We start from the raw sequence: 24,646 nt of genomic DNA, 5'->3' as shown, positions 1-24,646 counted from the left end.
CATGCCTATGGCACCTACAATGCCGACATCGTTCACATCCGGCAATGGAGGCCGGAATTGCTCCGTGCCGTGTGCCCGAGCCCGTTCAAGGGAGTGACCAGTTGCGTAGTTTGCCAGCGACCCTTCCGATCCTTTTCGTCTGCGAGATCAGCTTCCTGCTCGGCCATGGCCTGATCATGACCCTGCTCGGGGTGCGCATGTCACTGGAGGGCTTTCCCTCGCACATGGCGGGGCTGCTCATGTCGAGCTTCTCGCTGGGTTTCGTGCTGGGCAGCTACCTGCTGGAGAAGCGCATCCGCAGCGTGGGTCATATCCGGGTGTTTGCCGCCTGTGCGGGCCTGCTGGCGGTGACCGCCATGCTGCACGGGCTCTGGGTCAACCCCTGGGCGTGGCTGGCCTGGCGCCTGGTGGGTGGCGTCGCGACCGCTGGCATGCTGATGGTGATGGAGTCCTGGGTGTCGGGGGAGTCGACCAACGCCAACCGAGGTCAGGTGCTTGGCCTGTACATGATCATCTCGACCATGTCGCTGGCCGGTGGCCAGTGGATGCTCAATTTCGGTGACCCCTCGGGGCCAGCGTTATTCTCGGTGGTCGGCATGCTCTTCGCGCTGTCGCTGGTGCCGCTGTCGATCCATCGTATCCATGGCCCCCGACAGGCCCTCGACATCCAGCCGCGGAAGATTCGCCTGAAGGCGCTCTTCGAGCGCGCTCCGGTGGGGCTGGTGGGCGCATTCACCGCCGGGATGATGGCCCAGGCCTTCTTCGCGATGACGCCCTTCTATGGCCAGGAGATCGGCTTGACCACCGGCGAGACGGCGCGTTTCATGGCCATCACCACCATGGTGGCGCTGTTTGCCCAGTGGGGGCTCGGGCGGCTCTCCGACCGCATCGATCGGCGCAAGGTCATCCTCGGGATGGCCATGGTGATGACCGTCTCCGGGGCTATCGTCTCCCTGGTGGCCCGGCTCGACTTCCTGGTGCTGCTGCTGGTGGCCTGTTTCCATACGGCCATGCTGCATACCCTTTACTCACTGAGCCTGGCCCATACCAATGACTGGCTGGAGCCGGGAGAAGTGGTGGCGGCCAACGCCAAGCTGATGATCTGGTATGGCATCGGCTCGATCATCGGCCCCTTCAGCGCCTCCCTGGTCATGCAACTGGTCGGCCCGGACGGGCTCTGGCTTTTCCTGGGGTCGGTGTCCCTGGCGCTGGGGCTGTTCGTGATGGTGCGCCTGAGCACCCGTCACGGCGAGTCCGGTGAGGTGGAGCAGGAACCCTTCGTGGCGGTGCCGGCACTCGAAACGCCGCATTTCGCCGAGCTTGACCCCCGCCTCGAACCGGCCCAGATGGCGCTGAACTTCGAGCATGACGTGGCGGAAAGCGCACCGGCAGTGTCAATGGGGGCTGCCTGGGACCAGAAGAATGCGCCATGATGGGAGTGTGTTCTGGCCATGGAGATCACTGATGCCCCCCCTTGCTTCCCGCGCCGGTCTTGTGGCGCTCGCCTGCCTGGCAGGCCTCCTTGCCGTCAGTGTCACGTCGGTGAGGGCAGATACCTGCCCTGCTCCGGGGCAGTGGTTTCAGCCTGGTGGCGAGCGCTTGGCGCCGGACGCACTCTTCGCGGAATTGGAAGAGCGTGACGTGGTGCTGCTTGGCGAACAACATGACAATCGGGATCATCATCGCTGGCAGCTGCACACCCTGGCCGGGCTGCATGCGCGGCGTCCCGACATGGTGATTGCCCTGGAAATGCTGCCGCGGGAGGCCCAGCCGGCGCTCGATGCCTGGGTGGCAGGTGAGCTCGACGAGCAGGGGTTCCTCGACCAGAGCGGTTGGCGGACAGCCTGGGGATTCGACCTCGATCTTTACCTTCCGATCCTGCATTTCGCACGCCTGCACCAGGTGCCGCTCAAGGCGATCAATGTGACGCCGGAGCTGCGTGGCCGGCTGGTGAGCGAAGGCTGGGACGCGATACCGGAAACCGAGCGATTCGGTATCACCGCGCCGGCCCAGGCGCCTGAGGCCTACCGCGAAAGGCTGGCAGCCATCTATGAGCGGCATCCGACCCAGAGCGATGAGGCGGGGCTCGAGCGGTTCATCAATGCCCAACTGGTCTGGGACCGTGCCATGGCGTCGGGTCTTGCCGACGCGCAGGGCGCGGCCGGTCTGGTCGTCGGACTGATCGGCCAGGGGCATCTGCAGTTCGAACAGGGTGTCCCCCACCAGTTGTCGGATCTCGGTATCGCGAATCACACGGCGCTGCTGCCCTGGCCGGTGGATGGAGATGAATGCCAGCCTCCGCCGGACGGCCTGGCTCGAGCGGTGTTTGCCATCGATGGCAGCTGGCATGAGGCGATGGTCCCGATGCAGCTGGGCATCTATACCACCCCGCATGAGGAGGGCATCGAAATCCACGCCATCCTCGAAGGCTCCGTTGCCGAACAGGCAGGTCTGGAGGCGGGTGACATCATTCTGCGCGCCGCGGGGGAGTCCTTGACTCGCCCCGCCGATCTGACCGGCCTGGTGCGGCAGCAGCGGCCGGGCACCCTGCTGCCGCTGGCCATACGCCGTAACGGTGATGAGCGGGAGATCCTGGCGCGTTTTCCACCACGATCAACGTAATGAGGTAGAAGACATGTCGGGTCGTGCCTGGCTGGCCAGTATGGTCGCGACACTGTTACTGGCCTTGCCGCTTTCAATGCCTGCCCATGCCGATGATCCGGCTTGGGAAGACGCCGAGCACGAGGTCCACTTGAGCGTCCGACTGGACCCGTCATCGCGTCAGATCCAGGGTGACATGGTCGTGCGTCCTCCGCCTCGCACGGATGTGTTCCAGCTCAAGGCTGAGCTCGAGGTCAGTGAGGCGATGGCCGACGGGGCATCATTACCGCTGGAGAAGGTTTCGGCGGGACGCTATCGCCTGACGGTGCCGCAGGAGGCCGAGTCGGTAACGCTGCGTTGGAATGGCTTGCTCGAAACCGATAGTGGCCGGCTGATGGTCTCGCCAGAAGGCAGCCTGCTACCGGCTGCCAGCGGCTGGCATCCGCAGTTTGCCGAGCTGGGGCCCTTTGCGCTGCACATCGAGGTCCAGGTGCCGGATGGCCAGCGGGTGGTGGCCACGGGCTCGCTGGTCGATGAGCCGCGGAATGACGAGGCGGGCTACCGGGTGCGGCATTACCATCCGCGAACGGAGTGGGTGGAACTGGCCACGGGCCCGTGGCTGGAGCGTCAGCATGGGGTGGGTGACGTACGTATCCGCACCCTGTTTCCCGCTGAACTGGATGATGCTCACGCCGAGACCTATCTGGAGCATGCCAGCCGCTACCTCGCGCAGTTCAGCGAGCGCGTCGGTCCCTACCCCTACGACAGTTTCACCATTGCCGCGTCACCTGCGCCGCTGGGACTGGCCTTTCCCGGTTTTACCCTGCTCGGGGAGAGGGTCATTCCATTGCCGTTCATCCCCCACACCTCGCTGGCCCACGAGCTGATGCACGCCTGGTGGGGGGCTGGCGTCGGGGTGGACCATGCCAGCGGCAACTGGTCGGAGGCGCTCACCACTTACCTGGCCGACTACCATCTCGATGAGCAGCGCGGTGATGGTCGCGATACCCGCCGGCGTTGGCTAGTCGACCTGGCGGCATTGCCCGGCTCATTCGACAAGCGGCTGGTGGACTTCCGTGGTGACGACGATCCGGCGTTGCGGCTGGTGGGCTATCAGCATGGCGCCATGCTCTTTCACATGCTGCGCCAGCGTATCGGGGACGAGGCGTTCGATGCCGGGTTGCGGCATTTTGCCAGGCAGCACATGTTCCACACCGCCAGCTGGTTCGATCTGGCCGAGAGCTTCAGCGAGACGGCCGATGAAGACCTGACGGGCTTCTTCGACGCCTGGCAGTACAAGCCGGGGCGACCGGCCTTGAGCCTGGCGGCGGTGGAGCGCAGCGAAACCGAGGAGGGGTGGACGGTGCGAGGCGTGCTCGAACAGACAGGGCCTGGCGCACCGTGGCCGCTGCGCGTGCCTGTGGTGGCGGAAACCAGGAGCGGGTCCGTGCGTCATGATGTCGCACTCGAGACCCGGCAAGACAGGTTCTCGCTGTCGTTTGACGAGGAACCCCTGGCCCTGGCCGTCGACCCCGATCATGACTTGCTGCGCCAGCTCGACGGGGCGCCATTTACCCTGAGGCGTCTCGCCCTGCATCCGGAGAGCCGCCTGTTGGCCCTGGATGATGACTGGGCGCCGCTGGGGCAGAACGCGCTGGGTCGGTCACTGGCATCGTTTTCCGATAGGGCGTCGGAGGAATCCACCCCGATGCTGGTCATTGGCGATACCGAAGCCGTGGTCGACTGGTTGGCCGAGCGGGACCTGCCCGATCCACCCGGCGACATGGCACGCCGGGGCACGGCGCGAATGTGGACGCTCCCCGGGAGCCGGGTCGTGGCGCTGAGCGCCGACGATCGTGAGAGCATGAGCCGGCTTGCCGGTTCACTGCGACACCATCAGCATCGCAGTTACCTGGTCCAGGACGACACGGGCGACACTATCGCTGCCGGTGCCTGGCCGGGAAGCGAGGATGGGCTGCGGATCGACTTCTCCCGGTGAGTCTTTTCAACACGTTGCGGCTTTCCCATAGGCAAGGCTTATCACCACCATGGTAGCATTCAATTTAGTCTATCGAGGATTCGTGGGTATCATGGGCCTCGTATTCGGATCAAAACCACCGACAAGGAGCATTACGACATGTCCCTGATCAATACTGAAGTCAAGCCGTTCAAAGCGACCGCCTTCCACAACGGCGAATTCATCGACGTCACTGAAGACAGCCTGAAGGGCAAGTGGAACATTTTCTTCTTCTATCCAGCTGACTTCACGTTCGTCTGCCCCACCGAGCTGGGTGATCTGGCGGACAATTACGAGGAGTTCAAGAAACTGGGTGTCGAGGTCTATGGCGTCTCCACCGATACCCACTTCACCCACAAGGCGTGGCACGACAGCTCCGAGACCATCAACAAGATCCGGTATCCGATGCTGGCCGACCCGACCCTGGCCATCTCGCGCAACTTCGAGGTACTGATCGAGGAAGCCGGTCTGGCCGAGCGTGGCACCTTCGTGATTGACCCGGAAGGCAAGATCCAGATCGTCGAGATCAATGCCGGCAACATCGGCCGTAATGCCGAAGAGCTGTTGCGCAAGGTCAAGGCTGCCCAGTACGTGGCTGCCAACCCGAACGAAGTCTGCCCCGCCAAGTGGAAGGAAGGCGAAGAGACCCTGTCTCCGTCTCTCGACCTGGTCGGCAAGATCTAAACGACGCTTGCCGAACCCACGGGTCTGCCCCCTGACCTCGTGAGTTCCACGCCCGGGCGTGCTCCGCCCGGGTGCTTTTCAAGACACGTGCAACCATCTCGCCTCCACGCTGGCTTCCAGCCGTGTGTACTGCGCCGATGCTTGCTGTTTTCATGAGCCAGACATGAAGGAACCGCTGTCATGTTGGACGACAATCTGAAGAGCCAGCTGCAAACCTATCTGCAAAAGGTCACCCAACCGTTCGAGATCGTCGCATCCCTCGATGACGGCGCCAAATCCAAGGAACTGTTCAAGCTGCTGGAGCAGATCGCCAGCCTGAGCGACAAGATTACCCTGCACGGCGACGGTCGCGATGCCCGTGTCCCGTCGTTTGCACTGAATCGCCCCGGGGAAGACACCGGCCTGGTATTCGCCGGGATCCCCATGGGGCACGAGTTCACTTCGCTGGTACTGGCCCTGCTGCAGGTCGGCGGGCACCCGCCCAAGGCCTCCGACGACGTGGTCGAGCAGATCAAGGGCCTCGAAGGTGAGCTGAACTTCGAAACGTACTTCTCTCTCTCCTGCCAGAACTGCCCCGATGTGGTGCAGGCTCTCAACCTGATGGCCGTGCTCAACCCGAACGTGCGGCATGTCGCCATCGATGGCGCGCTGTTTCAGGACGAGGTGGAGACGCGCCAGGTGATGTCGGTCCCCAGCATCTACCTGAACGGTGAACCCTTCGACCAGGGGCGCATGAGCCTCGAGCAGATTCTGGCCAAGGTCGACACGGGTGCCGCCAAGCGCGATGCCGAGAAGCTCAACGCCAAGGAGAGTTTCGATGTGCTGATGGTGGGCGGCGGCCCTGCCGGCGCCGCGGCAGCCATCTATGCGGCTCGCAAGGGCATCCGCACGGGTGTCGCCACCGAGCGTTTCGGTGGGCAGGTGCTCGATACCATGGCCATCGAGAACTTCATCTCGGTCTCGGAAACCAATGGGCCTAAGCTGGTGGCCGCACTGGAAGAGCACGTCAAGCAGTACGATGTGGACATCATGCCGCTGCAGCGTGCCGTCAAGCTGGTGCCGGCCACTCAGCCTGGCGGTGAGCATGAGGTGCGGTTCGAATCGGGCGCCTCGCTCAAGAGCCGGACCTTGATCCTGGCAACCGGCGCCCGCTGGCGCGAGATGGGCGTGCCTGGCGAGGACGAGTACCGCAACAAGGGTGTGGCCTACTGCCCCCACTGCGATGGTCCGCTGTTCAAGGGCAAGCGCGTGGCGGTAATCGGTGGTGGTAACTCCGGTGTCGAGGCGGCCATCGACCTGGCCGGCCTGGTCGAGCATGTCACCCTGATCGAGTTCATGGACGAGCTGCGTGCCGATGCGGTGTTGCAGAAGAAACTCGCCAGCCTGCCCAACGTGGATGTGATCAAGGGGGCCCGGACCACCGAAGTGAACGGTGATGGCAAGCGGGTCAATGGCCTCACCTACGAGGAGCGGACCAGCGGAGAGCTGCGCAAGCTCGAGCTGGAGGGCGTCTTCGTACAGATTGGCCTGGTGCCGAATACCGAGTGGCTCACCGATTCCTCCATCGAGCTCTCGGAGCGTGGTGAAATCGTCACCGATGCCCGCGGCATGACCTCCGTGCCGGGCATCTTCGCGGCCGGCGACGTCACCACCGTGCCCTACAAGCAGATTGTCATAGCCATGGGTGAAGGCTCCAAGGCGGCACTGGGCGCCTTCGACTACCTGATCCGTAGCTGACCGGCGGTCGCCGGCGGATCCCGCCGGCCTCTGTTCCATCCAAGAATGCCCCCACAGGTTCGTCCTGTGGGGGCATTTCGTTCTCGTCGCCCCGCCAAAGAATCATGTGGGCCCCCTGTCGGCAAACGACTATGGTGAAGGTGCTGCAGCATGGGCTAATACACTTGGCCATCGATCAATAACGTACCTACAGAGTGAAAGGGATACCTTCATGTCGAACAACAGGCGGATAGCGGTGCCATCGGTCGCAGCACTGGTATTGGGCGGAATCGGGCTGACCCTGGCCGCTACCCTGGATGACGTCCAGGATAGAGGCCAGGTGCGCTGTGGCGTGAATGCAGCCCAGCCCGGTTTCTCGGCCCTGGATGACGAGGATGACTATCGTGGCCTGGACACCGATATCTGCCGGGCCATTGCCGCGGCAGTGCTGGGTGACGCCAAGAGCGTGCTCTTCGTGCCGCTGGACTCGGTAGAACGCTTCACGGCTATTCAGTCCGGCGAAGTGGACGTGCTGTCTCGTACCACTACCTGGACATCCACCCGCGATACCACCCTCGGCATCAACTTCACCGGGGTCAGCTACTACGATGGCCAGGCCTTCATGGTGGCCAGCGACCTGGGTGTTCAGAGTGCCAAGGAACTGGATGGCGCGGCGGTGTGCACCCAGTCCGGTACCACCAGCGAGCTCAACCTGGCCGACTACTTCCGGGCCAATGGCATGGAATACGAGCCGGTAGTGTTCGGCTCGCCGGAGCAGTCGATTGGCGGCTTCGAGGCGGGGCGCTGCGACGTGCTCAGTACCGATGCCTCCCAGCTCTATGCCCAGCGCATGCAACTGGCAGACCCGGACAGTGCCGTGGTGCTGCCGGAGGTCATCTCCAAGGAGCCGTTGGGACCTGCGGTGGCCCAGGGCGACGACCAATGGTTCAACATCGTCAAGTGGTCGCTGTTCGCCATGCTCAATGCCGAGGAAATGGGGATCACCAGCGACAATGTCGACGAGATGCGTACCTCCGACGATCCGGATATCGCGCGTCTGCTGGGTGAAGACGGCAATCATGGGCAGGGTATGGGTCTCTCCGCCGACTGGGCCTACCAGATCATCAGGCAAGTGGGCAACTACGGCGAAGTCTTCGAGCGTAACGTGGGCGAAGGCTCAGAATTCAAGATCGCCCGAGGGCTCAATGCATTATGGTCCGATGGCGGTATCCAGTATGCGCCGCCAGTGCGTTGACTCCAAACGGTGCATGAGCAGAGAAAGCGGCACTAGTTGGGGGCAGGAGACCGAGCCGTATCGCCTTTGGCTCGATCGTTGAATAATGGTTTCGCCTACCCTATCCCTAAGTTGGAACAAACCTTGCTAAGGTGCGGACACATGCACGACGCATGACTTACACATCAATAATATTTCTGCGAAGGGACGATCCCCATGCTGAGCAAGAAAAACAAGTTGGTCCTGCTGGCCTCGGCAGGCGCTCTGGTACTCGGTGCCACTACCGTGGCACAGGCTTCCACCCTGGATGACACCAGGAACCGTGGCGCCGTGCAGTGTGGCGTGAGCGATGGCCTGCCAGGCTTCTCCGCCCCGGATGACCAGGGCGAGTGGCAGGGGCTGGACGTCGACGTCTGCCGCGCCGTAGCGGCCGCCGTGTTCGGCGATGCCGAGGCGGTGCGCTACATCTCGCTGAATGCCGTGGAACGCTTCACCGCGCTGCAGTCCGGCGAGGTGGACGTGCTGTCGCGCAACACTACCTGGACCACCGTCCGCGACACCACCCTGGGCCTGAACTTCACTGGCGTGACCTTCTACGACGGCCAGGGTTTCCTGGTGTCTCAGGACCTGGGCGTGTCCAGCGCCGAGGAGCTCGATGGCGCCGCCATCTGCACGCAGTCGGGCACCACCACCGAGCTCAACCTGGCGGATTATTTCCGTGCCAACGGCATGGAGTTCGACCCCATCGTCTTCGATACCTCCGAACAGACCGTGGGTGGCTTCGAGGCGGGGCGCTGCGACGTGTTGACCTCCGATACCTCACAGCTCGCCGCGCTGCGCATACAGCTCGCCGATCCCGATAGCGCCATCATCCTGCCCGAAGTGATCTCGAAGGAGCCGTTGGGCCCCGTGGTGCGCCAGGGCGACGATCTGTGGTTCAACATCGTCAAGTGGTCGCTGTTCGCCATGGTCAACGCCGAGGAGTTCGGCATCACCAGCGAGAACGTCGACGAGATGCTCGACTCCGGGTCGCCGGACGTGGCCCGCCTGCTGGGCCAGGATGGCAACTACGGTGAAGCCATGGGCCTCAACGCCGACTGGGCTTATAACATCATCAAGCAGGTAGGCAACTACGGCGAGAGCTTCGAGCGCAATGTCGGCATGGGCTCGCCGCTGCAGATCGAGCGTGGCATCAACGCGCTGTGGACCGAAGGTGGCATCCAGTACGCCCCGCCGATTCGCTGACCGAACCGTCCGAGGCGCTGCATCACGGCGCCTCGAGCCTTGTCATGCCCTGATCCGGTTACCCCGGATCAGGGCTTGCATACCTGCTTGACGGATCCAGGCGGAGAGTCTTTCCATGTCCGTTCGACCCCAGGCCCGGCCAGTGGGCCAAAAACCGCCTTTCTGGCGTGATCGCGCCAAGCGCGCTCTGATGTTTCAGATAATGCTGATCGCGGCAGTAGCCGCCTTCCTGCTCTATATCGTCGGCAACACCCAGGCTAACCTGGCCGCCCGTGGCATCACGACCGGCTTCGGTTTCCTGTCCAATACCGCGGGCTTTGGCATCGTCCAGAGCCTGATCGACTACTCCTCCCAGAGCACCTACGGCCGTACCTTCGTGGTGGGCCTGCTCAATACCCTGCTGGTTTCTGCTCTGGGGGTGCTGGCGGCCACCATCATCGGGTTTACCGTGGGTATTGCCCGGCTTTCACCCAACTGGCTGATCGCCCGGCTGGCCAACGGCTACATCGAGATATTTCGCAATATTCCGCTGCTGCTGCAGATCTTCTTCTGGTACTACGCCGTACTGCGGGCCATGCCAAGCGCCCGTGACAGCCTGTCGCTGGGTGAGGTGGTCTTCCTCAACGTGCGCGGGCTCTACCTGCCCGAGCCGCTGTTCGAATCCGGTTTCGGCCTGATCCCCCTGGCCTTCGGCGTCGCCGTGATGGCAAGCATCGCCCTGGTGGTCTGGAACAAGCGTCGCCATGAGGTCACCGGCAAGCGTCTCCCGGCGGGCTGGATCTCGCTGGGGCTGATCCTCGGCTTGCCGCTTCTGGTGCTGGTTGCCACCGGTGTCCCGGTCACCTGGGACGTGCCGGAGCTGCGTGGTTTCAACTTCCGCGGTGGCATCACGGTCATCCCCGAATTCCTGGCGCTGTGGCTGGCGCTCTCCATCTATACGGCGTCGTTCATCGCCGAGATCGTGCGCTCGGGCATTCAGGCGATCTCTCACGGGCAGACCGAGGCCGCCCAGGCACTGAGCCTGCCGCGCAATCTGGTATTGCGCCTGGTGGTGGTTCCCCAGGCGATGAGGGTCATCATACCGCCGCTGACCAGCCAGTATCTCAACCTGATCAAGAACTCGTCACTTGCGACTGCCATCGGCTACCCCGACCTGGTGTCGGTGTTCGCCGGTACCACGCTCAATCAGACGGGGCAGGCGATCGAGGTCATCGCCATGACCATGGCGGTCTACCTGACCATCAGCCTGCTGGTATCGATGTTCATGAACTGGTTCAACGCCCGCGTGGCGCTGGTGGAACGCTAGGAGAGCGCCATGACAATCCAATCCAAGATGATCGAGGCGCGCCCCGCACCCAATAGCACCATTGGCGCGGTGGCCTGGCTGCGTACCAACCTGTTCAGCGGGCCGGTGAATACGGCGTTCACCCTGCTGGGGCTCTATCTGCTCTACGTGTTGCTGACGCCGACGATCCAGTGGGCCTTCATCAATGCCGACTGGGTCGGCACCAGTCGTGACGACTGTTCCCGGGAAGGCGCCTGCTGGGTGTTCGTCAACGCCCGTCTCGGCCAGTTCATCTATGGGCTCTACCCGGGAAGCGAGATCTGGCGGGTCAACCTGACCTTTGCCACCTTTGCCGGTCTGATTGCCTGGCTGGCGATACCGCGGCTGCCGTACAAGCGCTGGGTGGCGCTGGCGACACTCGTGGGCTTCCCGGTGTTCGCCTACTTCCTTCTCTACGGCGGCCACTTCGGCCTGCCGGTAGTACAGACCCATCGCTGGGGCGGATTGATGCTGACCCTGGTGCTGGCGATAGTGGGGATGGTGGGCGCCCTGCCCATCGGCATCATGCTGGCGCTGGGCAGGCGTTCGGAGATGCCCATCGTGAAGAGTTTCTGCGTGGTGTTCATCGAATTCTGGCGCGGCGTTCCGCTGATCACGGTACTTTTCATGGCCTCGGTGATGCTGCCCCTGTTCATGCCTACCGGTATCAGCGTCGACCGGCTGATCCGGGCCTTCATTGGTATCACTCTGTTCCAGAGCGCCTATATGGCCGAGGTGATCCGTGGAGGGCTTCAGGCGATCCCGCGGGGCCAGGAAGAGGCGGCGGCTGCCCTGGGCATGGGTTACTGGAAGCGTATGGGGCTCATCGTGCTGCCCCAGGCGTTGAAGATGATGATTCCCGGCATCGTCAATACCTTCATCTCGCTGTTCAAGGATACCACCCTGGTGATGATCATCGGTCTCTTCGACCTGCTGGGTATCGTCCAGGCGGCGCTGTCGGATTCTCGCTGGCTGGGCTTTGCCCTGGAGGGTTATGTCTTCGCGGCATTCGTGTTCTGGATCTTCTGTTTCAGCATGTCACGCTACAGCCAGTACCTCGAACGTAAACTGCATACCGGCCACAGGCGCTAGGGAAGGCCGATTCATTGCTGCGCGCCGGCGGCGGCCAGCCTCCCATCGCTCGCGACATGAATCATCGTTTCTTTAAGCGTCACCCGAGACAGGAATGACATCAATGAGTGAACAGGCATCAACATCCAAGGCTGGCGCCGACACCCCCATGGTCGAGATGCGCGGCGTCAACAAGTGGTATGGCGACTTCCATGTGCTGCGCGATATCTATCTGGAGGTCAGGCAGGGCGAGCGTATCGTCATCTGCGGGCCGTCGGGCTCGGGCAAGTCGACGCTGATCCGCTGCATCAACCACCTTGAAGAGCATCAGCAGGGCGAGATCGTGGTCGGTGGCATCCCCTTGACCCAAGACATCAAGCGCATCGAACAGATCCGCCGCAACGTGGGCATGGTGTTCCAGCACTTCAACCTTTTCCCGCACCTGACCGTGCTCGAGAACTGCTGCCTCTCGCCCATGTGGGTACAGAAGAAGCCGCGCCGCGAGGCCGAGGCGCTGGCCATGAGCTATCTCGATCGGGTACAGATTGCTGAACAGGCTCGCAAGTACCCCGGCCAGCTTTCCGGTGGCCAGCAGCAGCGGGTCGCCATTGCGCGTTCGTTGTGCATGCATCCCGAGGTGATGTTGTTCGACGAGCCCACCTCGGCGCTGGACCCCGAAATGATCAAGGAAGTTCTCGATGTCATGATCGAGTTGGCCAAGGAGGGCATGACCATGCTCTGCGTGACCCATGAGATGGGCTTCGCCAAGACCGTGGCCGACCGGGTGATCTTCATGGACCAGGGGCAGATCATCGAGGAGAACGCGCCAGAGCCGTTCTTCAACAACCCCCGCTCCGAACGCACCCGGCTTTTCCTCAGCCAGATATTGGGCCACTGAGGCGAGCGAGGCCTACCCCCTGTGCCGGGTCAGCTGGCGGTGCGCTGTGGCTTCAATGGTTCTGCGGGACGTGTGACGCGGGCAGAGCCCAGCACACTGGGTTCCGTCTCCATGTGACGCGCCTCGCTGGTCCAGGCAGCTTCCTCGGCATGTACCGCGGGGCGGCGCTCGAAGGACCGGGTGACCACTGCGCTGGGAGCGAAGCCAGCCCGTTCACTGATGTGATGGGGCAGCAGCCATAGCTCGGCGAGCAGGCGCAGGACCATGGCGGCCAACAGCCAGAGACCGGCCGCCATGGCGAGCACAGGCCAGGTGCCAGCCCAGTCGACGGGCGCCAGCCAGGGGGTGCGTGGTATCAGCCAGAGTGCGGCACCGGCCAGCAGGCCGAGTTGCAGCAGCAAGTGGCAAGTGAGAAGGGTGCCGCGGGACAGTGGGCGGCGGGGGAACAGGAATTGTCGCATCAGGGGTCCTCCCGTTGGATGCACATCGCGGTACGATGATTTCTTCGGCATCCCTGCCGGCAAGCCTGGATGCTACCTCAGTTTGGTTGTCGAGTGCAGCTGCTTACGTCGATCAACGGATCGTGGGGTCATGTCAGCGGCGTGATGCTGGCGGGCGGGAGAGGGGGCTGGTCCCGGTGTTGGCTCAGTGGCCGTCCGCCCAGTGCGGTCAGCAATATCTGCAACGGGTCACCGTGGCTGACCAGCAGAATGGTCTCGCCCCGGCGTTCACTTTCCAGCGACGCGATGACCTCCTGCATCCGGGCGGCTACGCTGGCTACGCTTTCCACGGCATGCTCACGATGCTCGGGGCTATGCGCATCCAGGGCCCAGACCCGTGCATAGTGTTCGTCAGGCTGGCCTTCGAATTCGCCGAAGACTCGCTCCCGAAGACGCGGCTCGGCCTGCAGGGAAAGCCCGAAGCGTTTGGCCACCCATGCCGCGGTCTCGGTGGTGCGCTGGAAATCCGAATGGAGAATGCGGGTCGGCTCTGGCCAGCGCCAGTCGGCGACCAGCGCTTCCAGCTGAGCTTCGCCCCGCGGTGACAGACCGAAGCTGGTCAGGCCGAGCCGTGGCGTGCTGACGATCAGCCCCCGTTCGTTGGCCTGGCTATGGCCGTGCCGCATCAGCAGATAGTGGTTGCGACGTGGGGTCGGGGCGTTGAGGAAACTGTTTGACATGCTATCGTCATACTACCTAGATTGAACGTGAGTTTTCGTTTTCGATCATGATATGCGGAAACATGTTCGCTTTCGACCAATCATCTGGAGACTACCTTACCCACCGTATGCCATGTCCGCGATAACCCTATAACAACGACCGACAGAGAGACACGCCATGAAAGCACACAAGATCCCGAACAAGCACCCTCTCGCCGCCCTGGCTCTTTCTTCCCTGTTGCCCCTGGCAATGATCGTATCCGCCCAGGCGCAAGCCGACTGCCCACGTGGCGACCTGGATGACCTCTACTGCGATGAAGATGGCAACATGGTCGCCGACCGGCCTGCCGACGAGTCCGAATGGGACAACCCCGACACCCTGGTCTTCGCCTATACCCCGGTCGAGGACCCTGCCATCTATTCCGATATCTGGCAGCCCTTCATCGATCACCTCGAGGAGGTGACCGAACGTGACGTGCGCTTCTTTGCCGTGCAATCCAACTCGGCGCAGGTCGAGGCCATGCGCAGCGGCCGCCTGCATATCGCCGGTTTCTCCACCGGGCCGACGCCCTTTGCGGTGAATCTGGCCGGTGCGGTGCCCTTCGCCCTGATGGGTTCCGATGACGGCCAGTTCGGCTATACCCTGCAGGTCTACACGCACGTCGAATCCGGCATCGACGATCTCGAGGATCTCGCGGGCAAGCGGGTGGCGCACACCTCGCCGACCTCGAATTCCGGCAACCTGGCACCGCGGGCTCTGTTCCCGGATCTCGGCATCGTCCCCGACGAGGATTACGAGGTGGTCTATTCCGGCAGCCACGACCAGTCGATGCTCGGTGTGGTGGCACGCGACTACGACGCAGCGCCGGTGGCTTCCGAGGTGGTCGAACGCATGGCCGCCCGAGGCCTCTACGACGAGGACGATGTCAAGATCATCTACGAGACGGACGCCTTCCCGACCACGTCCTACAATTACGCCCACAACCTGCATCCCGATCTGGTAGAAAAGATAGAGGAAGCCTTCTTCTCCTTCGATTTCACCGGCACCGCGCTGGGCGACGAATTCGAGGGTGTCGACAAGTTCATACCCATCAATTACGAAGAGCATTGGGAGATGATCCGCACCATCCAAGCGGCCAACGACGTGCGCTATACACGCGAAGACCTGGAGCAGGAGTAAGCCTGGCGGTCTATCGGGCGAATCGTCTTGTCCGGCCGGGGTATGAGCCCCCGGCCACCGGCCGGGTCTCTGCATAATGAGGTGGATGGATGCTGGAAATCTCCAAACTGGTCAAGCGCTACGGGCGTGATGAACCGGTCCTGAAGGAACTGGACCTGATGGTAGAAGGCAGCAGTGTCGTCTCCATCGTCGGGGCCTCGGGTGCTGGCAAGAGCACCATGCTGCGCTGTATCAATCGCCTGGTTGAGCCTACGTCGGGCTCGATCCGGCTCAATGGCATGGAACTCGTCACGCTGAAGGGGGGCGCCCTCAGGAGGGCGAGACGCAAGATCGGCATGGTCTTCCAGGGTTTCAATCTGATCGATCGCCTGACCGTGATGGAGAACGTACTGGCCGGTCGGCTTGGCTATGTCAATCTCTATCAGGCCATCTCGAGGCGTTATCCCCAGGCCGATATCGAGCGTGCCTTTACCTTGATGGAGCGGGTGGGAATTGCCCACTATGCCAACAAGCGTGCCGACGAACTGTCAGGGGGCGAGCGTCAGCGAGTCGGTGTGGTACGCGCCCTGATGCAGGAGCCGGAGGTCCTGCTGGCCGACGAGCCCACGGCGTCACTGGACCCGCGCACGTCCGAGCAGATCATGGTCCTGCTGCAGAGCCTGGCCAGCGAGCTGTCGTTGCCGGTGCTGATCAACATCCACAACGTCGCCCAAGCCAAGACCTATACCGAACGCATCGTAGGCCTGCGCCATGGCAAGATGATCTTCGATGGTGCACCGGCCGATTTCACCAAGGATGCCCTGGACGCCATCTATGGCGGCATCGAGGCGCCTGAAGAGGAACTCACCGCTGAGCCCGACAAGGCCGAATCTGGAGTCATCCATGACCAGACCTGACGCCTCCGGTACGACGCCGGGGCCCAGGACCTGGCACAAGCCTTCCTTCATCGCCAATCCGGTCCTTCGCTACGGGCTGTGGCTGCTGCTGGTGGTTTACCTGGTCTGGGCTTTCGGCAGCCTGCCGTTCAACTGGGACCGCATTGCCGAGGGCCTGCCCCGGGCGGCCCGCATCTTCGGCGGGGGTTTTCCTCCCAGCTTCGAGCGCGGAGGCCTGCTGCTGACCGGATTCAAGGAGAGCTTCCAGATCGCCATTCTGGCGACCCTGCTCGGTGTCATGCTGTCGATACCCTTTGCGGTGATGGCGGCTCGCAACATCGCGCCGCTACCGATCTACCTGTTCGGTCGAGCGGTCATCATCATCTCGCGCAGTTTCCATCCGGTGATCGTTGCCATCCTGTTCGTGGCCGCGGTTGGCTTCGGCCCCCTGGCCGGCATTCTCACTCTGACCCTCTACTCCATCGGTTTCGTCGGCAAGTTGTTGGCGGAAGAGATCGAGGAGATCGACTGGGGGCAGGTGGAAGCGATGCGCGCAGCCGGCGCCGGCTATATGGCTACCCTCTTCTATGCGGTCTTCCCGCAGATCCTGCCGCGCCAGGTAGGGCTTTCCATGTACCAGCTCGACAGCAACCTGCGGGCCTCGGCCGTGGTGGGGATCGTCGGTGCCGGGGGTATCGGCGGCACCCTGATGAACGCCTTCGGACGCTATGACTATGATTTCGCCTTCGCGATCCTGTTGATCATCATCGCGGTGATTCTGGTCAGCGAAGGCATCAGCGGCTGGGTAAGGAAAAAGATATGGTAGATCAAGCCGGAGCCTTGGCGGATCGCGTCTGGCAGCGCTATGACCGCAAGGAGCGCCTGATCCGTTACGCGGTCATGCTGGTGACGCTGATGGTGGTCTATTGGACGGTGCGCGACATCGATATCTTCTGGCCCTGGGTATGGGATGCCCCGAATCAGATATCGAGCCTGGGCGCACGCATGTGGCCCCCCGATCCGCGGGGTCTCGCCCAGATCGTCAGTGCCTTGATCGAGACGGTGCATATCGCCACCCTGGCGACCATGCTGACGATTTTCATTGCCCTGCCGGTATCCTATATTGCCGCGCAGAACACGACGCCCAACCGGGCTTGCCTGTGGCTGGGGCGCTTCATCCTGGTATCCAGCCGCTCGGTCAATACCATTATCTGGGCGCTGCTGTTCGTGGCGATCTTCGGCCCCGGAGTGCTGGCCGGGATCCTGGCGATCATGTTTCGCTCCATCGGGTTCATCGGCAAGCTGATGGGCGAGGCGATCGAGGAGATCGATCGGCGGCCGGTGGAAGCCATGGAAGCCACGGGAGCCTCCAAGGCCAAGGTGATCGCCTATGCCATCGTGCCCCAGGTGATGCCGGCCTTCTTTGCCATCGTCATCCTGCGCTGGGACATCAACATTCGCGAATCGACGGTGCTGGGCCTGGTGGGCGCCGGTGGCATCGGCGTCATCCTGCAGGGGGCGATCGACACCTTTGCCTGGCCCACCGTGGCCACCATCCTGATCGCCATCGTGGTGCTGGTCCTGATCGGCGAGGCCGTTACCAGCCTTCTGAGGGGCAAGGTGCTCTAGCTTGCCCGGCATTTGGCCGGTTGACCATGCGAGCCGCCCTTGCCATGTTGAAGGGTGAGGGTCGTCAGCCGGAATTGGCGGACTTTCATCAACCCGCATCAAGGAGAGGCTATGACAACGTATATCGTGGTGGCCGATGCAGCACGGGCACGCGTGTTCACGCGCGACGCCCTCAAGCTGCAGGAGAAGGAGAGTCTGGTGCACCCTGAAGGACGACTGCACGAGGGTGATCTGGTAACCGGTCGAAGCGCCGAGGTGCACGATTCGATGTCCACCACCTCACGTTCCACCAGTGGTGATAGCGTGGCCACGGATCATGAGGCCAATATCTTCGCCAAGCAGGTTGCCGAACGGGTCTACAAGGCGCGGGTCGACAACACCATGGAGAAACTGATCCTGGTGGCACCCCCGCGTTTCCTTGGCCTGTTGCGCGACAAGCTGGACGGGCCCTCCAGCAAGCTCATCATCCACTCTCTGGCCAAGGACCTCACCAAGGCCAGCCTGATCGATATCCAGGAAGCGGTTAGCGACATGCGCTGATCACGCCTCAAGAGTCGGCCCCTGCCAATACCAGCGCCCTGATGGGGCCGCGGGATGCTTTCAATGCTGGGGCCCGATGCCTGCGGCCGCACACCCCATGCCGACCTGGGTGGGAGGGGGCGATGGGAAGCCCCACGGTTGCGGTCGCCGAGCCGCTCAGGGTATCGGTGGGAGATCGATCTCATCGCTGCGCTGGATCCCTTCGGTCATCTGCCGGCACAGTCGCAGGAACTCACGCATACCGGTGGACAGGTACTTGTGTCGGTGCCAGATGAAGGCAAACTGTCGACTCAGGTCCAGTTCCGGCGTCGGGACCGGAACCAGGCTGCCGCGGCGAAAGGCATCGCGCAGCGCCAGCTTCGAGACACAGCCGATGCCGAGCCCTGACTCCACCGCCCGCTTGATTCCCTCGGTATGCTCGAGCTCCAGCAGAATATTGAAGCGGCCGCGCCGGTGCCGGGTGGCATGCTCCAGCGTCAGCCGCGTGCCGGAGCCCTGCTCACGCATGATCCAATCGGCGCGTAGCAGCCGTTCCATGTCCACCTCGTCGGCCTGGGCCAGGGGATGGCGCGGGGAACAGAACACCGCCAGTTCGTCTTCCACCCAGGGTTGCACCACCACGTCCTCATGCTGGCAATCGCCCTCTATCAGACCCAGGTCAAGTTCGTGGTGAACGATACGCTCGATAATGGCACTGGTATTGCGTACCTGCAGCCGTACCCGGCTGTCGGGATGCCGCTGCATGAAATCGCTGATCAATAGGGTGGCCAGGTAGTTGCCAATCGTCAGCGTTGCCCCCACGTCCAGCGAGCCGACACCGCGTTGGCCGCGCAGCAGTTCCTCGATCTCCTCGGCCCGATCGAGCAGGGCCACTGCCTTGGGCAGGAGCTGGAAACCCAGGGCGTTGAGCTTCAGGCGCTTGCCGATTCGGTCGAGCAATTGGCAGTCGAACTGTCGTTCCAGCTCCGCGAGAGCGTTGCTGGCCGCCGATTGCGACAGCGCCAGCACGCGAGCGGCATGGGAAACGCTCTCGTGCTGGGCGACGGCGACGAACACTTCCAGTTGGCGCAGGGTGTAGCGCATGACGTGGCTCCGGATGGCAGTATATTCACATTATAGATATGCTTTATACAAACTACCCATTTAACAGATATATGGCGAGCGCTTAGAATTACCGTCACAGCTAAAGCGGCGACGTTATTCGCCAATGGAATATCAAGGAGCCGGTCGTGAGCAAGTTTGCCCTGGAAGAGGTCCTCAGCGTCCATCACTGGAACGACACTCTGTTCAGTTTCCGCACCACCCGTGAGCGCAGCCTGCGTTTCAAGAATGGTCAGTTCGTGATGATCGGCCTGGAAGTGAATGGCAAGCCGCTGATGCGCGCCTACTCCATCGCCAGCCCCAACTACGAGGATCATCTCGAGTTCTTCAGTATCAAGGTTCCCGACGGTCCGCTCACCTCACGGCTGCAACACCTGAAAGTGGGTGACCAGATCATGGTTAGCCGCAAGCCTACCGGCACCCTGGTGACCGACGACCTGCTGCCGGGGCGCAATCTCTACCTGCTCTCGACCGGAACCGGCCTGGCACCGTTCATAAGCCTGATACAGGACCCGGAAGCCTACGAGCGCTACGAGAAGATCGTGCTGGTGCACGGCGTGCGCAGCGTCAGCGAGCTCGCCTATGCCGACTTCATCCAGAAGGAGCTGCCGGCTCATGAGTACCTGGGCGACGAGATCCGCGAGAAGCTGGTCTACTACCCCACCGTGACCCGGGAAACGTTTCGTACCATGGGCCGCCTGACCGACCATATCCGCAGCGGCAAGCTGGCCGAGGATACCGGTCTGCCCCAGTTGGACCCCAAGCAGGATCGCGCCATGATCTGCGGCAGCCCGGCCATGCTCGACGAAACCAGCGCCCTGCTCGACGACATGGGTTTCAACATCTCGCCACGCATGGGCGAACCCGGCGACTATGTGATCGAGCGTGCCTTTGTCGAAAAATGAGGCCGTGGAGTCGTCGAGCGGCGGGACGAGCCACGTGGCCCAATGCAAGAAGCCCTGCCAACGGCAGGGCTTCTTGCTCGATCACGCTCCGGCCGACAGCCTGAAGCCATGAGCGCCTCCTGGGTGATGGTGGGTCAGACCGCGTCCTTGCCGGTCTCGCCGGTACGGATACGCACGACCTGCTCCAGCGGTGTGATGAAAATCTTGCCATCGCCGATCTTTCCGGTATTGGCTACCTGGGTGATGGCATCGATGACCTTCTCGGACATGTCGTCATCCACGGCGATTTCCACCTTTACCTTGGGCAGGAAGTCGACCACATACTCGGCGCCCCGATAGAGCTCGGTATGGCCCTTCTGACGGCCGAAGCCTTTCACTTCGGTCACGGTAATGCCCTGGACGCCGATGTCGGAGAGCGACTCGCGAACGTCGTCGAGCTTGAATGGCTTGATGATGGCGGTCACCAGTTTCATTGGCTTTATCCTCAGTATCCTGAATGGGCTCGCGGGGGTGGAGCCCCGTCATCGTGTAGGTCCCGTTGACTCAAGCATACACCGCGAAGGGTAGGAATAAAAAAAGACCCCCCGAAGGGGGCCAGGTGGAGCACGCCAGCTCACTCGGTATGCGTCGTCACTTGTTGGCGACGCTGAACTCGGGGTAGGCCTCCAGGCCGCATTCGGCGAGGTCGACGCCTTCGTATTCCTCTTCCTCGCTGACCCGGATACCCATCACTGCCTTGAGAATCAGCCACACGACCAGGCTGGCGGCGAAGACCCAGGCGAAGATGGCCAGGCCGCCGATGATCTGGGTGCCGAAGGCCGCATCGGCATTGGTGAGCGGCACAGCCAGCAGACCCCAGATACCGACCACGCCGTGGACGGAGATGGCGCCGACCGGATCATCGATCTTCAACTTGTCCAGGCCGACGATGGAGGCGACCACGATGGCGCCGCCCACGGCACCGATCAGGGTGGCGCCCAGCGCCGTGGGAGCCAGCGGTTCGGCGGTAATTGCCACCAGGCCGGCCAGGGCGCCGTTGAGGGCCATGGTCAGGTCGGCCTTGCGGAACCACACCTTGGCGAGGATCAGGGCGGTGAGCACGCCACCGGCGGCGGCGGCATTGGTATTGACCAGCACCTGGGCCACGTTGTTGGCGGAGGCCACGTCGGAGAGCTTCAGCTCGGAGCCGCCGTTGAAGCCGAACCAGCCCATCCACAGGATGAAGGTACCCAGGGTGGCCAGCGGCAGGTTGGCGCCGGGAATGGCATGGATGCTGCCGTCCTTGCCGTACTTGCCCTTGCGGGGTCCGAGAACCAGCACCCCGGCCAGGGCGGCGGAGGCACCAGCCATGTGCACGATGCCTGAGCCGGCAAAGTCGGAGAAGCCCATCGCGTCCAGCCAGCCTTCACCCCAGGTCCAGTAGCCCGACACCGGATAGATGACACCGGTCATCACCACGGCAAAGGCGAGAAAGGCCCATAGCTTCATGCGCTCGGCCACGGCGCCGGAGATGATTGACATGGCGGTTGCCACGAACACCACCTGGAAGAAGAAGTCGGCGCGCATCGAATAGTAGGGGGCGTCGTCGCCACCAGCGGTGACGGCATCCACGCTGTTCTCGCCGCCGATCAGGAAGCCCAGGTTTGGCAGGAAGCCGCCCGCGCTGCCGGAATACATGATGGTGTAACCCAACAGCAGGTACATGGTGCAGGCAATGGCGAACAAGGCAATGTTCTTGGTCAGGATCTCGGCGGTGTTCTTGGAGCGGACGAGACCAGCCTCGAGCATCGAGAAGCCGGCGGCCATCCACATCACCAGAATGCCGCAGATCAGGAAATAGAAGGTATCGAGCGCATAACTCAGCTCTGCCAATTCAATCATTTGAGTCTCTCCAGGGCCCTTGAAAACAACAAATGGTTATCACACGGCATCAGGGCCGCGCTCTCCGGTACGGATACGGATGACATCTTCAAGCGGGGTGACAAAGACCTTGCCATCGCCGATCTTGCCACTGTTGGCGGCCCCGCAGATGGCTTCCAGGACGCTCTCCAGGCGTGCGTCGTCCACGGCGACCTCTACCTTTACCTTGGGCAGGAAATCGACCACGTACTCTGCACCCCGATAGAGCTCGGTATGCCCCTTCTGACGACCGAAGCCCTTCACCTCGGTGACGGTGATGCCCTGGACGCCGTTGTCGGCCAATGCCTCGCGGACGTCGTCGAGTTTGAATGGCTTGATGATGGCGGTGATGAGCTTCATCTCGAATCTCCCGGCTGGATGGCAAGACGGCCCGGGCCGTCTAATGAGTGGGTTAATCCTGTAAAGCGAGACACGTGCCACCTGGAATGGATGTATTGTTAATTCAGGTAATTAAGAGAAAAAAGGGGTTTCGCAGCGGCACGAAGGCAAGTGTTAGAGAACAGAGATGCACCAGGCTGGTGCCTGGTGGTGGTGCAGGCGCGTCATTGCGGGGCGTTCAAGGGGAATGCGTGGCTGCCAAGCCTTGCGTATCCTATTAGGCAACGATATTCATGCAAGGAGAGAGCACCATGGTGAGACCTGACCATATCAGCCGACTGGCGCAACAGCTGGGTGAGCGCCTGCAGGGAGCCAGCCACGCACCCGAGGAGTTCCAGAAAGGCGTACAGCAGGTGGTGCGTGGCGCCTTCGATCGACTGGAGCTGGTGTCGCGGGAGGATTTCGACATTCTCATGGAAGTCCTGCAGCGTACCCGTATCCGCGTAGAGACACTGGAGCAGCAGGTCGCGGCACTGGAAGAGGCGGTGGCAACACGCAGTGAGGCTGGGCAGCCAGCCCCAGCCACCGACTCGATGGACAGCAAGCCCGAGGAAGACGCCGATGAGGGAAACGCCGGGCGTTGACCGACCTACCGGCGGTTCTTATGCAGTAGTGCTAATCTATGACCTCTACGCATATTGACCGCGAGGGGTCGCACGATGCTGGCAATCGTTGCCACACGGGCCGGGTTGGGGCTTGAAGCGCCCGAGGTACAGGTCGAGGTCCACCTGGCCAACGGGTTGCCGGGCATGACGCTGGTCGGCCTGCCGGAGGCCGCCGTCAAGGAGAGCCGTGAGCGGGTGCGCAGCGCCCTGGTCAATGCCGGCTTTGACTTCCCCAATACCCGCCGCATCGTGCTCAATCTGGCGCCCGCCGACCTGCCGAAGGTCGGCGGGCGTTTCGACCTGCCCATCGCCCTGGGCATCCTGGTGGCATCGGGCCAGCTCATGGGCGAGGTACTCGACGGTATCGAAAGCGTTGGCGAACTGGCGCTGGATGGCCGGCTCAGGCCCATTACCGGCGTCCTGCCTCTGGCCCTGGCCGCCCGGCGTGCCGGACGCAAGCTGATCGTGCCGCGGGAGAATGCCGACGAGGCGGCGCTTGCCGGCGATCTCCAGGTTCTGCCGGCCGACCATCTGCTGGACGTGGTGGCCCACCTGCAGGGGCGAACGCCAATCGCCGCGCATCGGCTCGAAGCACCACCTGCTGCACTGGCCATCGAGGGCGACCTTGCCGAGGTGCGGGGGCAGCACCAGGCGCGACGGGCTCTCGAGATCGCGGCTGCAGGAGCCCACAACCTGCTTTTCGCGGGGCCGCCAGGTACCGGCAAGACCATGCTGGCCAGTCGCCTGCCGGGTATCCTGCCGCCGCTTACCGAGGATGAAGCCCTGGAAGTGGCCGCTATTCGCTCGGTGTGCGGGCTGCCGCTTTCCGAGCAGTGGGGGCGCCGCCCCTTTCGCGCACCCCACCACACCGCCAGCGCGGTAGCCCTCGTCGGTGGCGGTTCGTGGCCGCGACCCGGGGAAATCTCGCTTGCCCACCAGGGTGTATTGTTCCTCGATGAGCTGCCCGAATTCAGCCGCCACGTACTCGAGGTGATGCGTGAGCCCATGGAGTCGGGAAAGATTCATATTGCGCGGGCCAATCACGAGCGGCGTTTTCCCGCGCGCTTCCAGCTCGTTGCCGCCATGAATCCGTGCCCCTGTGGCCATCTGGGCGACCCCCGTCAGGCATGCCAGTGCACGGCGGCTCAGATCCAGCGCTACCAGACGCGCCTTTCCGGGCCGCTGCTCGATCGAATCGACCTGCAGGTGGAAGTGCCGGCGCTGTCGCCGGAACAGCTGACTTCCCGCGAGACGGGCGAGAGTTCGGCGGACGTGCGGGAGCGAGTGATGTCGGCACGCCAGCGCCAATATGCCCGGGGAGCGCTGAATGCTCACCTGGGAAGTCGTGAACTGGAGGCGGCCTGCGCGTTAACGACGAAGGACCGTGCCTGGTTGGCTGGTGTTCTCGAGCGGCTGCGACTTTCCGCTCGGGCCTACCATCGTGTACTGCGCGTGGCGCTGACCCTTGCCGACCTGGCCGGCAAGCCGCAGCCGGAGCGCAATGAGCTGATGGAGGCCATCGGCTATCGACAGCTGGACCGGCAGCTCCGCCAGGGCTGACGGG

Annotated in this window: 24 protein-coding genes; 18 read left to right on the top strand and 6 right to left on the bottom strand. The window is 62.8% G+C overall.

Annotated elements, in window-relative coordinates:
* The first annotated feature begins 101 nt into the window (after nucleotides 1-101).
* The 10 genes from C1H69_RS08815 (at nucleotide 102) to C1H69_RS08770 (ending at nucleotide 12,790) form a co-directional block, all read left to right on the top strand.
* Nucleotides 102-1,433 carry an MFS transporter gene (locus C1H69_RS08815; protein WP_102653037.1) on the top strand — a complete coding sequence of 444 codons (1,332 nt, stop codon included), beginning with the start codon at nucleotides 102-104 and terminating at the stop codon, nucleotides 1,431-1,433.
* A gap of 31 nt (nucleotides 1,434-1,464) precedes the next feature.
* Nucleotides 1,465-2,622, top strand: coding sequence for a ChaN family lipoprotein (locus C1H69_RS08810; protein ID WP_102653036.1), 1,158 nt, complete (start codon nucleotides 1,465-1,467; stop codon nucleotides 2,620-2,622).
* Nucleotides 2,623-2,635: 13 nt separating this feature from the next.
* The gene (locus tag C1H69_RS08805; RefSeq protein ID WP_102653035.1) at nucleotides 2,636-4,600 is read left to right on the top strand and encodes a M1 family metallopeptidase; all 1,965 of its coding nucleotides are present in this window, start codon (nucleotides 2,636-2,638) and stop codon (nucleotides 4,598-4,600) included.
* 138 nt (nucleotides 4,601-4,738) lie between these two features.
* A complete protein-coding gene (gene ahpC / locus C1H69_RS08800) occupies nucleotides 4,739-5,302 on the top strand; it encodes an alkyl hydroperoxide reductase subunit C (RefSeq protein ID WP_102653034.1) in 564 nt (187 codons plus the stop codon).
* Nucleotides 5,303-5,482: 180 nt separating this feature from the next.
* Nucleotides 5,483-7,039 carry an alkyl hydroperoxide reductase subunit F gene (gene ahpF, locus C1H69_RS08795; protein ID WP_102653033.1) on the top strand — a complete coding sequence of 519 codons (1,557 nt, stop codon included), beginning with the start codon at nucleotides 5,483-5,485 and terminating at the stop codon, nucleotides 7,037-7,039.
* A 211-nt stretch (nucleotides 7,040-7,250) separates the two neighbouring features.
* Nucleotides 7,251-8,273 carry an amino acid ABC transporter substrate-binding protein gene (locus C1H69_RS08790; protein ID WP_102653032.1) on the top strand — a complete coding sequence of 341 codons (1,023 nt, stop codon included), beginning with the start codon at nucleotides 7,251-7,253 and terminating at the stop codon, nucleotides 8,271-8,273.
* Between the two features lie 195 nt (nucleotides 8,274-8,468).
* Entirely contained in the window at nucleotides 8,469-9,497 is a 1,029-nt protein-coding gene (locus tag C1H69_RS08785; RefSeq protein WP_102653031.1) for an amino acid ABC transporter substrate-binding protein, read from the top strand.
* 115 nt (nucleotides 9,498-9,612) lie between these two features.
* Nucleotides 9,613-10,803, top strand: a complete 1,191-nt coding sequence (locus tag C1H69_RS08780; protein ID WP_102653030.1) for an amino acid ABC transporter permease — start codon at nucleotides 9,613-9,615, stop codon at nucleotides 10,801-10,803.
* 9 nt (nucleotides 10,804-10,812) lie between these two features.
* Nucleotides 10,813-11,913, top strand: coding sequence for an amino acid ABC transporter permease (locus C1H69_RS08775; protein WP_102653029.1), 1,101 nt, complete (start codon nucleotides 10,813-10,815; stop codon nucleotides 11,911-11,913).
* Nucleotides 11,914-12,061: 148 nt separating this feature from the next.
* The gene (locus C1H69_RS08770; RefSeq protein ID WP_102653098.1) at nucleotides 12,062-12,790 is read left to right on the top strand and encodes an amino acid ABC transporter ATP-binding protein; all 729 of its coding nucleotides are present in this window, start codon (nucleotides 12,062-12,064) and stop codon (nucleotides 12,788-12,790) included.
* Nucleotides 12,791-12,819: 29 nt separating this feature from the next.
* Here C1H69_RS08770 and C1H69_RS08765 read toward each other — a convergent pair whose 3' ends face one another.
* Both C1H69_RS08765 and C1H69_RS08760 read right to left on the bottom strand, forming a co-directional pair.
* Nucleotides 12,820-13,251: a hypothetical protein gene (locus tag C1H69_RS08765; protein ID WP_102653028.1), complete on the bottom strand. Its 432-nt coding sequence runs from the start codon at nucleotides 13,249-13,251 to the stop codon at nucleotides 12,820-12,822.
* Nucleotides 13,252-13,379: 128 nt separating this feature from the next.
* Nucleotides 13,380-13,970 (bottom strand): histidine phosphatase family protein, encoded by a 591-nt coding sequence (locus C1H69_RS08760; protein ID WP_102653027.1) that lies wholly within the window; start codon nucleotides 13,968-13,970, stop codon nucleotides 13,380-13,382.
* Nucleotides 13,971-14,127: 157 nt separating this feature from the next.
* Between C1H69_RS08760 and phnD the strand changes: the two genes are divergently transcribed.
* From phnD to C1H69_RS08735, 5 genes are all read left to right on the top strand, one after another.
* Nucleotides 14,128-15,129 (top strand): phosphate/phosphite/phosphonate ABC transporter substrate-binding protein, encoded by a 1,002-nt coding sequence (phnD, locus tag C1H69_RS08755; protein ID WP_102653026.1) that lies wholly within the window; start codon nucleotides 14,128-14,130, stop codon nucleotides 15,127-15,129.
* Between the two features lie 89 nt (nucleotides 15,130-15,218).
* Nucleotides 15,219-16,025 (top strand): phosphonate ABC transporter ATP-binding protein, encoded by an 807-nt coding sequence (phnC, locus tag C1H69_RS08750; RefSeq protein WP_102653025.1) that lies wholly within the window; start codon nucleotides 15,219-15,221, stop codon nucleotides 16,023-16,025.
* Nucleotides 16,012-16,830, top strand: coding sequence for a phosphonate ABC transporter, permease protein PhnE (gene phnE / locus C1H69_RS08745; protein ID WP_102653024.1), 819 nt, complete (start codon nucleotides 16,012-16,014; stop codon nucleotides 16,828-16,830). The genes phnC and phnE (C1H69_RS08745) overlap by 14 nt, the downstream gene beginning before the upstream one ends.
* Nucleotides 16,824-17,633 (top strand): phosphonate ABC transporter, permease protein PhnE, encoded by an 810-nt coding sequence (gene phnE, locus C1H69_RS08740; protein WP_102653023.1) that lies wholly within the window; start codon nucleotides 16,824-16,826, stop codon nucleotides 17,631-17,633. The genes phnE (C1H69_RS08745) and phnE (C1H69_RS08740) overlap by 7 nt, the downstream gene beginning before the upstream one ends.
* 111 nt (nucleotides 17,634-17,744) lie before the next feature.
* The gene (locus C1H69_RS08735) at nucleotides 17,745-18,173 is read left to right on the top strand and encodes a host attachment protein (protein WP_102653022.1); all 429 of its coding nucleotides are present in this window, start codon (nucleotides 17,745-17,747) and stop codon (nucleotides 18,171-18,173) included.
* A gap of 156 nt (nucleotides 18,174-18,329) precedes the next feature.
* On the opposite strand, the gene C1H69_RS08730 is transcribed toward C1H69_RS08735, so the two are convergent.
* On the bottom strand, nucleotides 18,330-19,256 hold the full coding sequence (locus C1H69_RS08730; protein WP_102653021.1) for a LysR family transcriptional regulator: 927 nt from the start codon (nucleotides 19,254-19,256) through the stop codon (nucleotides 18,330-18,332).
* A gap of 146 nt (nucleotides 19,257-19,402) precedes the next feature.
* Here C1H69_RS08730 and C1H69_RS08725 point away from each other — a divergent pair, with 146 nt between their 5' ends.
* The gene (locus tag C1H69_RS08725; protein ID WP_102653020.1) at nucleotides 19,403-20,179 is read left to right on the top strand and encodes a ferredoxin--NADP reductase; all 777 of its coding nucleotides are present in this window, start codon (nucleotides 19,403-19,405) and stop codon (nucleotides 20,177-20,179) included.
* Between the two features lie 134 nt (nucleotides 20,180-20,313).
* On the opposite strand, the gene glnK is transcribed toward C1H69_RS08725, so the two are convergent.
* The 3 genes from glnK to C1H69_RS08710 all read right to left on the bottom strand — a co-directional run bounded on the left by glnK (nucleotide 20,314) and on the right by C1H69_RS08710 (nucleotide 22,438).
* A complete protein-coding gene (gene glnK, locus C1H69_RS08720) occupies nucleotides 20,314-20,652 on the bottom strand; it encodes a P-II family nitrogen regulator (RefSeq protein ID WP_102653019.1) in 339 nt (112 codons plus the stop codon).
* 157 nt (nucleotides 20,653-20,809) lie between these two features.
* On the bottom strand, nucleotides 20,810-22,060 hold the full coding sequence (locus C1H69_RS08715; protein WP_102653018.1) for an ammonium transporter: 1,251 nt from the start codon (nucleotides 22,058-22,060) through the stop codon (nucleotides 20,810-20,812).
* 39 nt (nucleotides 22,061-22,099) lie between these two features.
* Entirely contained in the window at nucleotides 22,100-22,438 is a 339-nt protein-coding gene (locus tag C1H69_RS08710) for a P-II family nitrogen regulator (protein ID WP_102653017.1), read from the bottom strand.
* 290 nt (nucleotides 22,439-22,728) lie between these two features.
* Between C1H69_RS08710 and C1H69_RS08705 the strand changes: the two genes are divergently transcribed.
* Nucleotides 22,729-23,061, top strand: a complete 333-nt coding sequence (locus C1H69_RS08705; RefSeq protein ID WP_102653016.1) for an accessory factor UbiK family protein — start codon at nucleotides 22,729-22,731, stop codon at nucleotides 23,059-23,061.
* Nucleotides 23,062-23,136: 75 nt separating this feature from the next.
* Nucleotides 23,137-24,642, top strand: a complete 1,506-nt coding sequence (locus C1H69_RS08700) for a YifB family Mg chelatase-like AAA ATPase (RefSeq protein ID WP_102653015.1) — start codon at nucleotides 23,137-23,139, stop codon at nucleotides 24,640-24,642.
* The last annotated feature ends 4 nt before the right edge of the window (nucleotides 24,643-24,646 follow it).

It is taken from the genome of Billgrantia endophytica (assembly GCF_002879615.1).
Lineage (GTDB): Bacteria > Pseudomonadota > Gammaproteobacteria > Pseudomonadales > Halomonadaceae > Halomonas > Halomonas endophytica.
This window is presented reverse-complemented; position numbering and strand designations above follow the sequence as displayed.

Coding starts and splice junctions, on each gene's coding strand:
- C1H69_RS08735 (WP_102653022.1), top strand. CDS start 17,745: ATGACAACGTATATCGTGGTGGCCGATGCAGCACGGGCACGCGTGTTC.
- C1H69_RS08810 (WP_102653036.1), top strand. CDS start 1,465: ATGCCCCCCCTTGCTTCCCGCGCCGGTCTTGTGGCGCTCGCCTGCCTG.
- C1H69_RS08775 (WP_102653029.1), top strand. CDS start 10,813: ATGACAATCCAATCCAAGATGATCGAGGCGCGCCCCGCACCCAATAGC.
- C1H69_RS08760 (WP_102653027.1), bottom strand. CDS start 13,970: ATGTCAAACAGTTTCCTCAACGCCCCGACCCCACGTCGCAACCACTAT.
- C1H69_RS08730 (WP_102653021.1), bottom strand. CDS start 19,256: ATGCGCTACACCCTGCGCCAACTGGAAGTGTTCGTCGCCGTCGCCCAG.
- ahpF (WP_102653033.1), top strand. CDS start 5,483: ATGTTGGACGACAATCTGAAGAGCCAGCTGCAAACCTATCTGCAAAAG.
- C1H69_RS08785 (WP_102653031.1), top strand. CDS start 8,469: ATGCTGAGCAAGAAAAACAAGTTGGTCCTGCTGGCCTCGGCAGGCGCT.
- glnK (WP_102653019.1), bottom strand. CDS start 20,652: ATGAAACTGGTGACCGCCATCATCAAGCCATTCAAGCTCGACGACGTT.
- C1H69_RS08765 (WP_102653028.1), bottom strand. CDS start 13,251: ATGCGACAATTCCTGTTCCCCCGCCGCCCACTGTCCCGCGGCACCCTT.
- C1H69_RS08780 (WP_102653030.1), top strand. CDS start 9,613: ATGTCCGTTCGACCCCAGGCCCGGCCAGTGGGCCAAAAACCGCCTTTC.
- C1H69_RS08770 (WP_102653098.1), top strand. CDS start 12,062: ATGGTCGAGATGCGCGGCGTCAACAAGTGGTATGGCGACTTCCATGTG.
- phnC (WP_102653025.1), top strand. CDS start 15,219: ATGCTGGAAATCTCCAAACTGGTCAAGCGCTACGGGCGTGATGAACCG.
- phnE (WP_102653024.1), top strand. CDS start 16,012: ATGACCAGACCTGACGCCTCCGGTACGACGCCGGGGCCCAGGACCTGG.
- C1H69_RS08700 (WP_102653015.1), top strand. CDS start 23,137: ATGCTGGCAATCGTTGCCACACGGGCCGGGTTGGGGCTTGAAGCGCCC.
- C1H69_RS08790 (WP_102653032.1), top strand. CDS start 7,251: ATGTCGAACAACAGGCGGATAGCGGTGCCATCGGTCGCAGCACTGGTA.
- C1H69_RS08805 (WP_102653035.1), top strand. CDS start 2,636: ATGTCGGGTCGTGCCTGGCTGGCCAGTATGGTCGCGACACTGTTACTG.
- ahpC (WP_102653034.1), top strand. CDS start 4,739: ATGTCCCTGATCAATACTGAAGTCAAGCCGTTCAAAGCGACCGCCTTC.
- phnD (WP_102653026.1), top strand. CDS start 14,128: ATGAAAGCACACAAGATCCCGAACAAGCACCCTCTCGCCGCCCTGGCT.
- C1H69_RS08715 (WP_102653018.1), bottom strand. CDS start 22,060: ATGATTGAATTGGCAGAGCTGAGTTATGCGCTCGATACCTTCTATTTC.
- C1H69_RS08705 (WP_102653016.1), top strand. CDS start 22,729: ATGGTGAGACCTGACCATATCAGCCGACTGGCGCAACAGCTGGGTGAG.
- phnE (WP_102653023.1), top strand. CDS start 16,824: ATGGTAGATCAAGCCGGAGCCTTGGCGGATCGCGTCTGGCAGCGCTAT.
- C1H69_RS08710 (WP_102653017.1), bottom strand. CDS start 22,438: ATGAAGCTCATCACCGCCATCATCAAGCCATTCAAACTCGACGACGTC.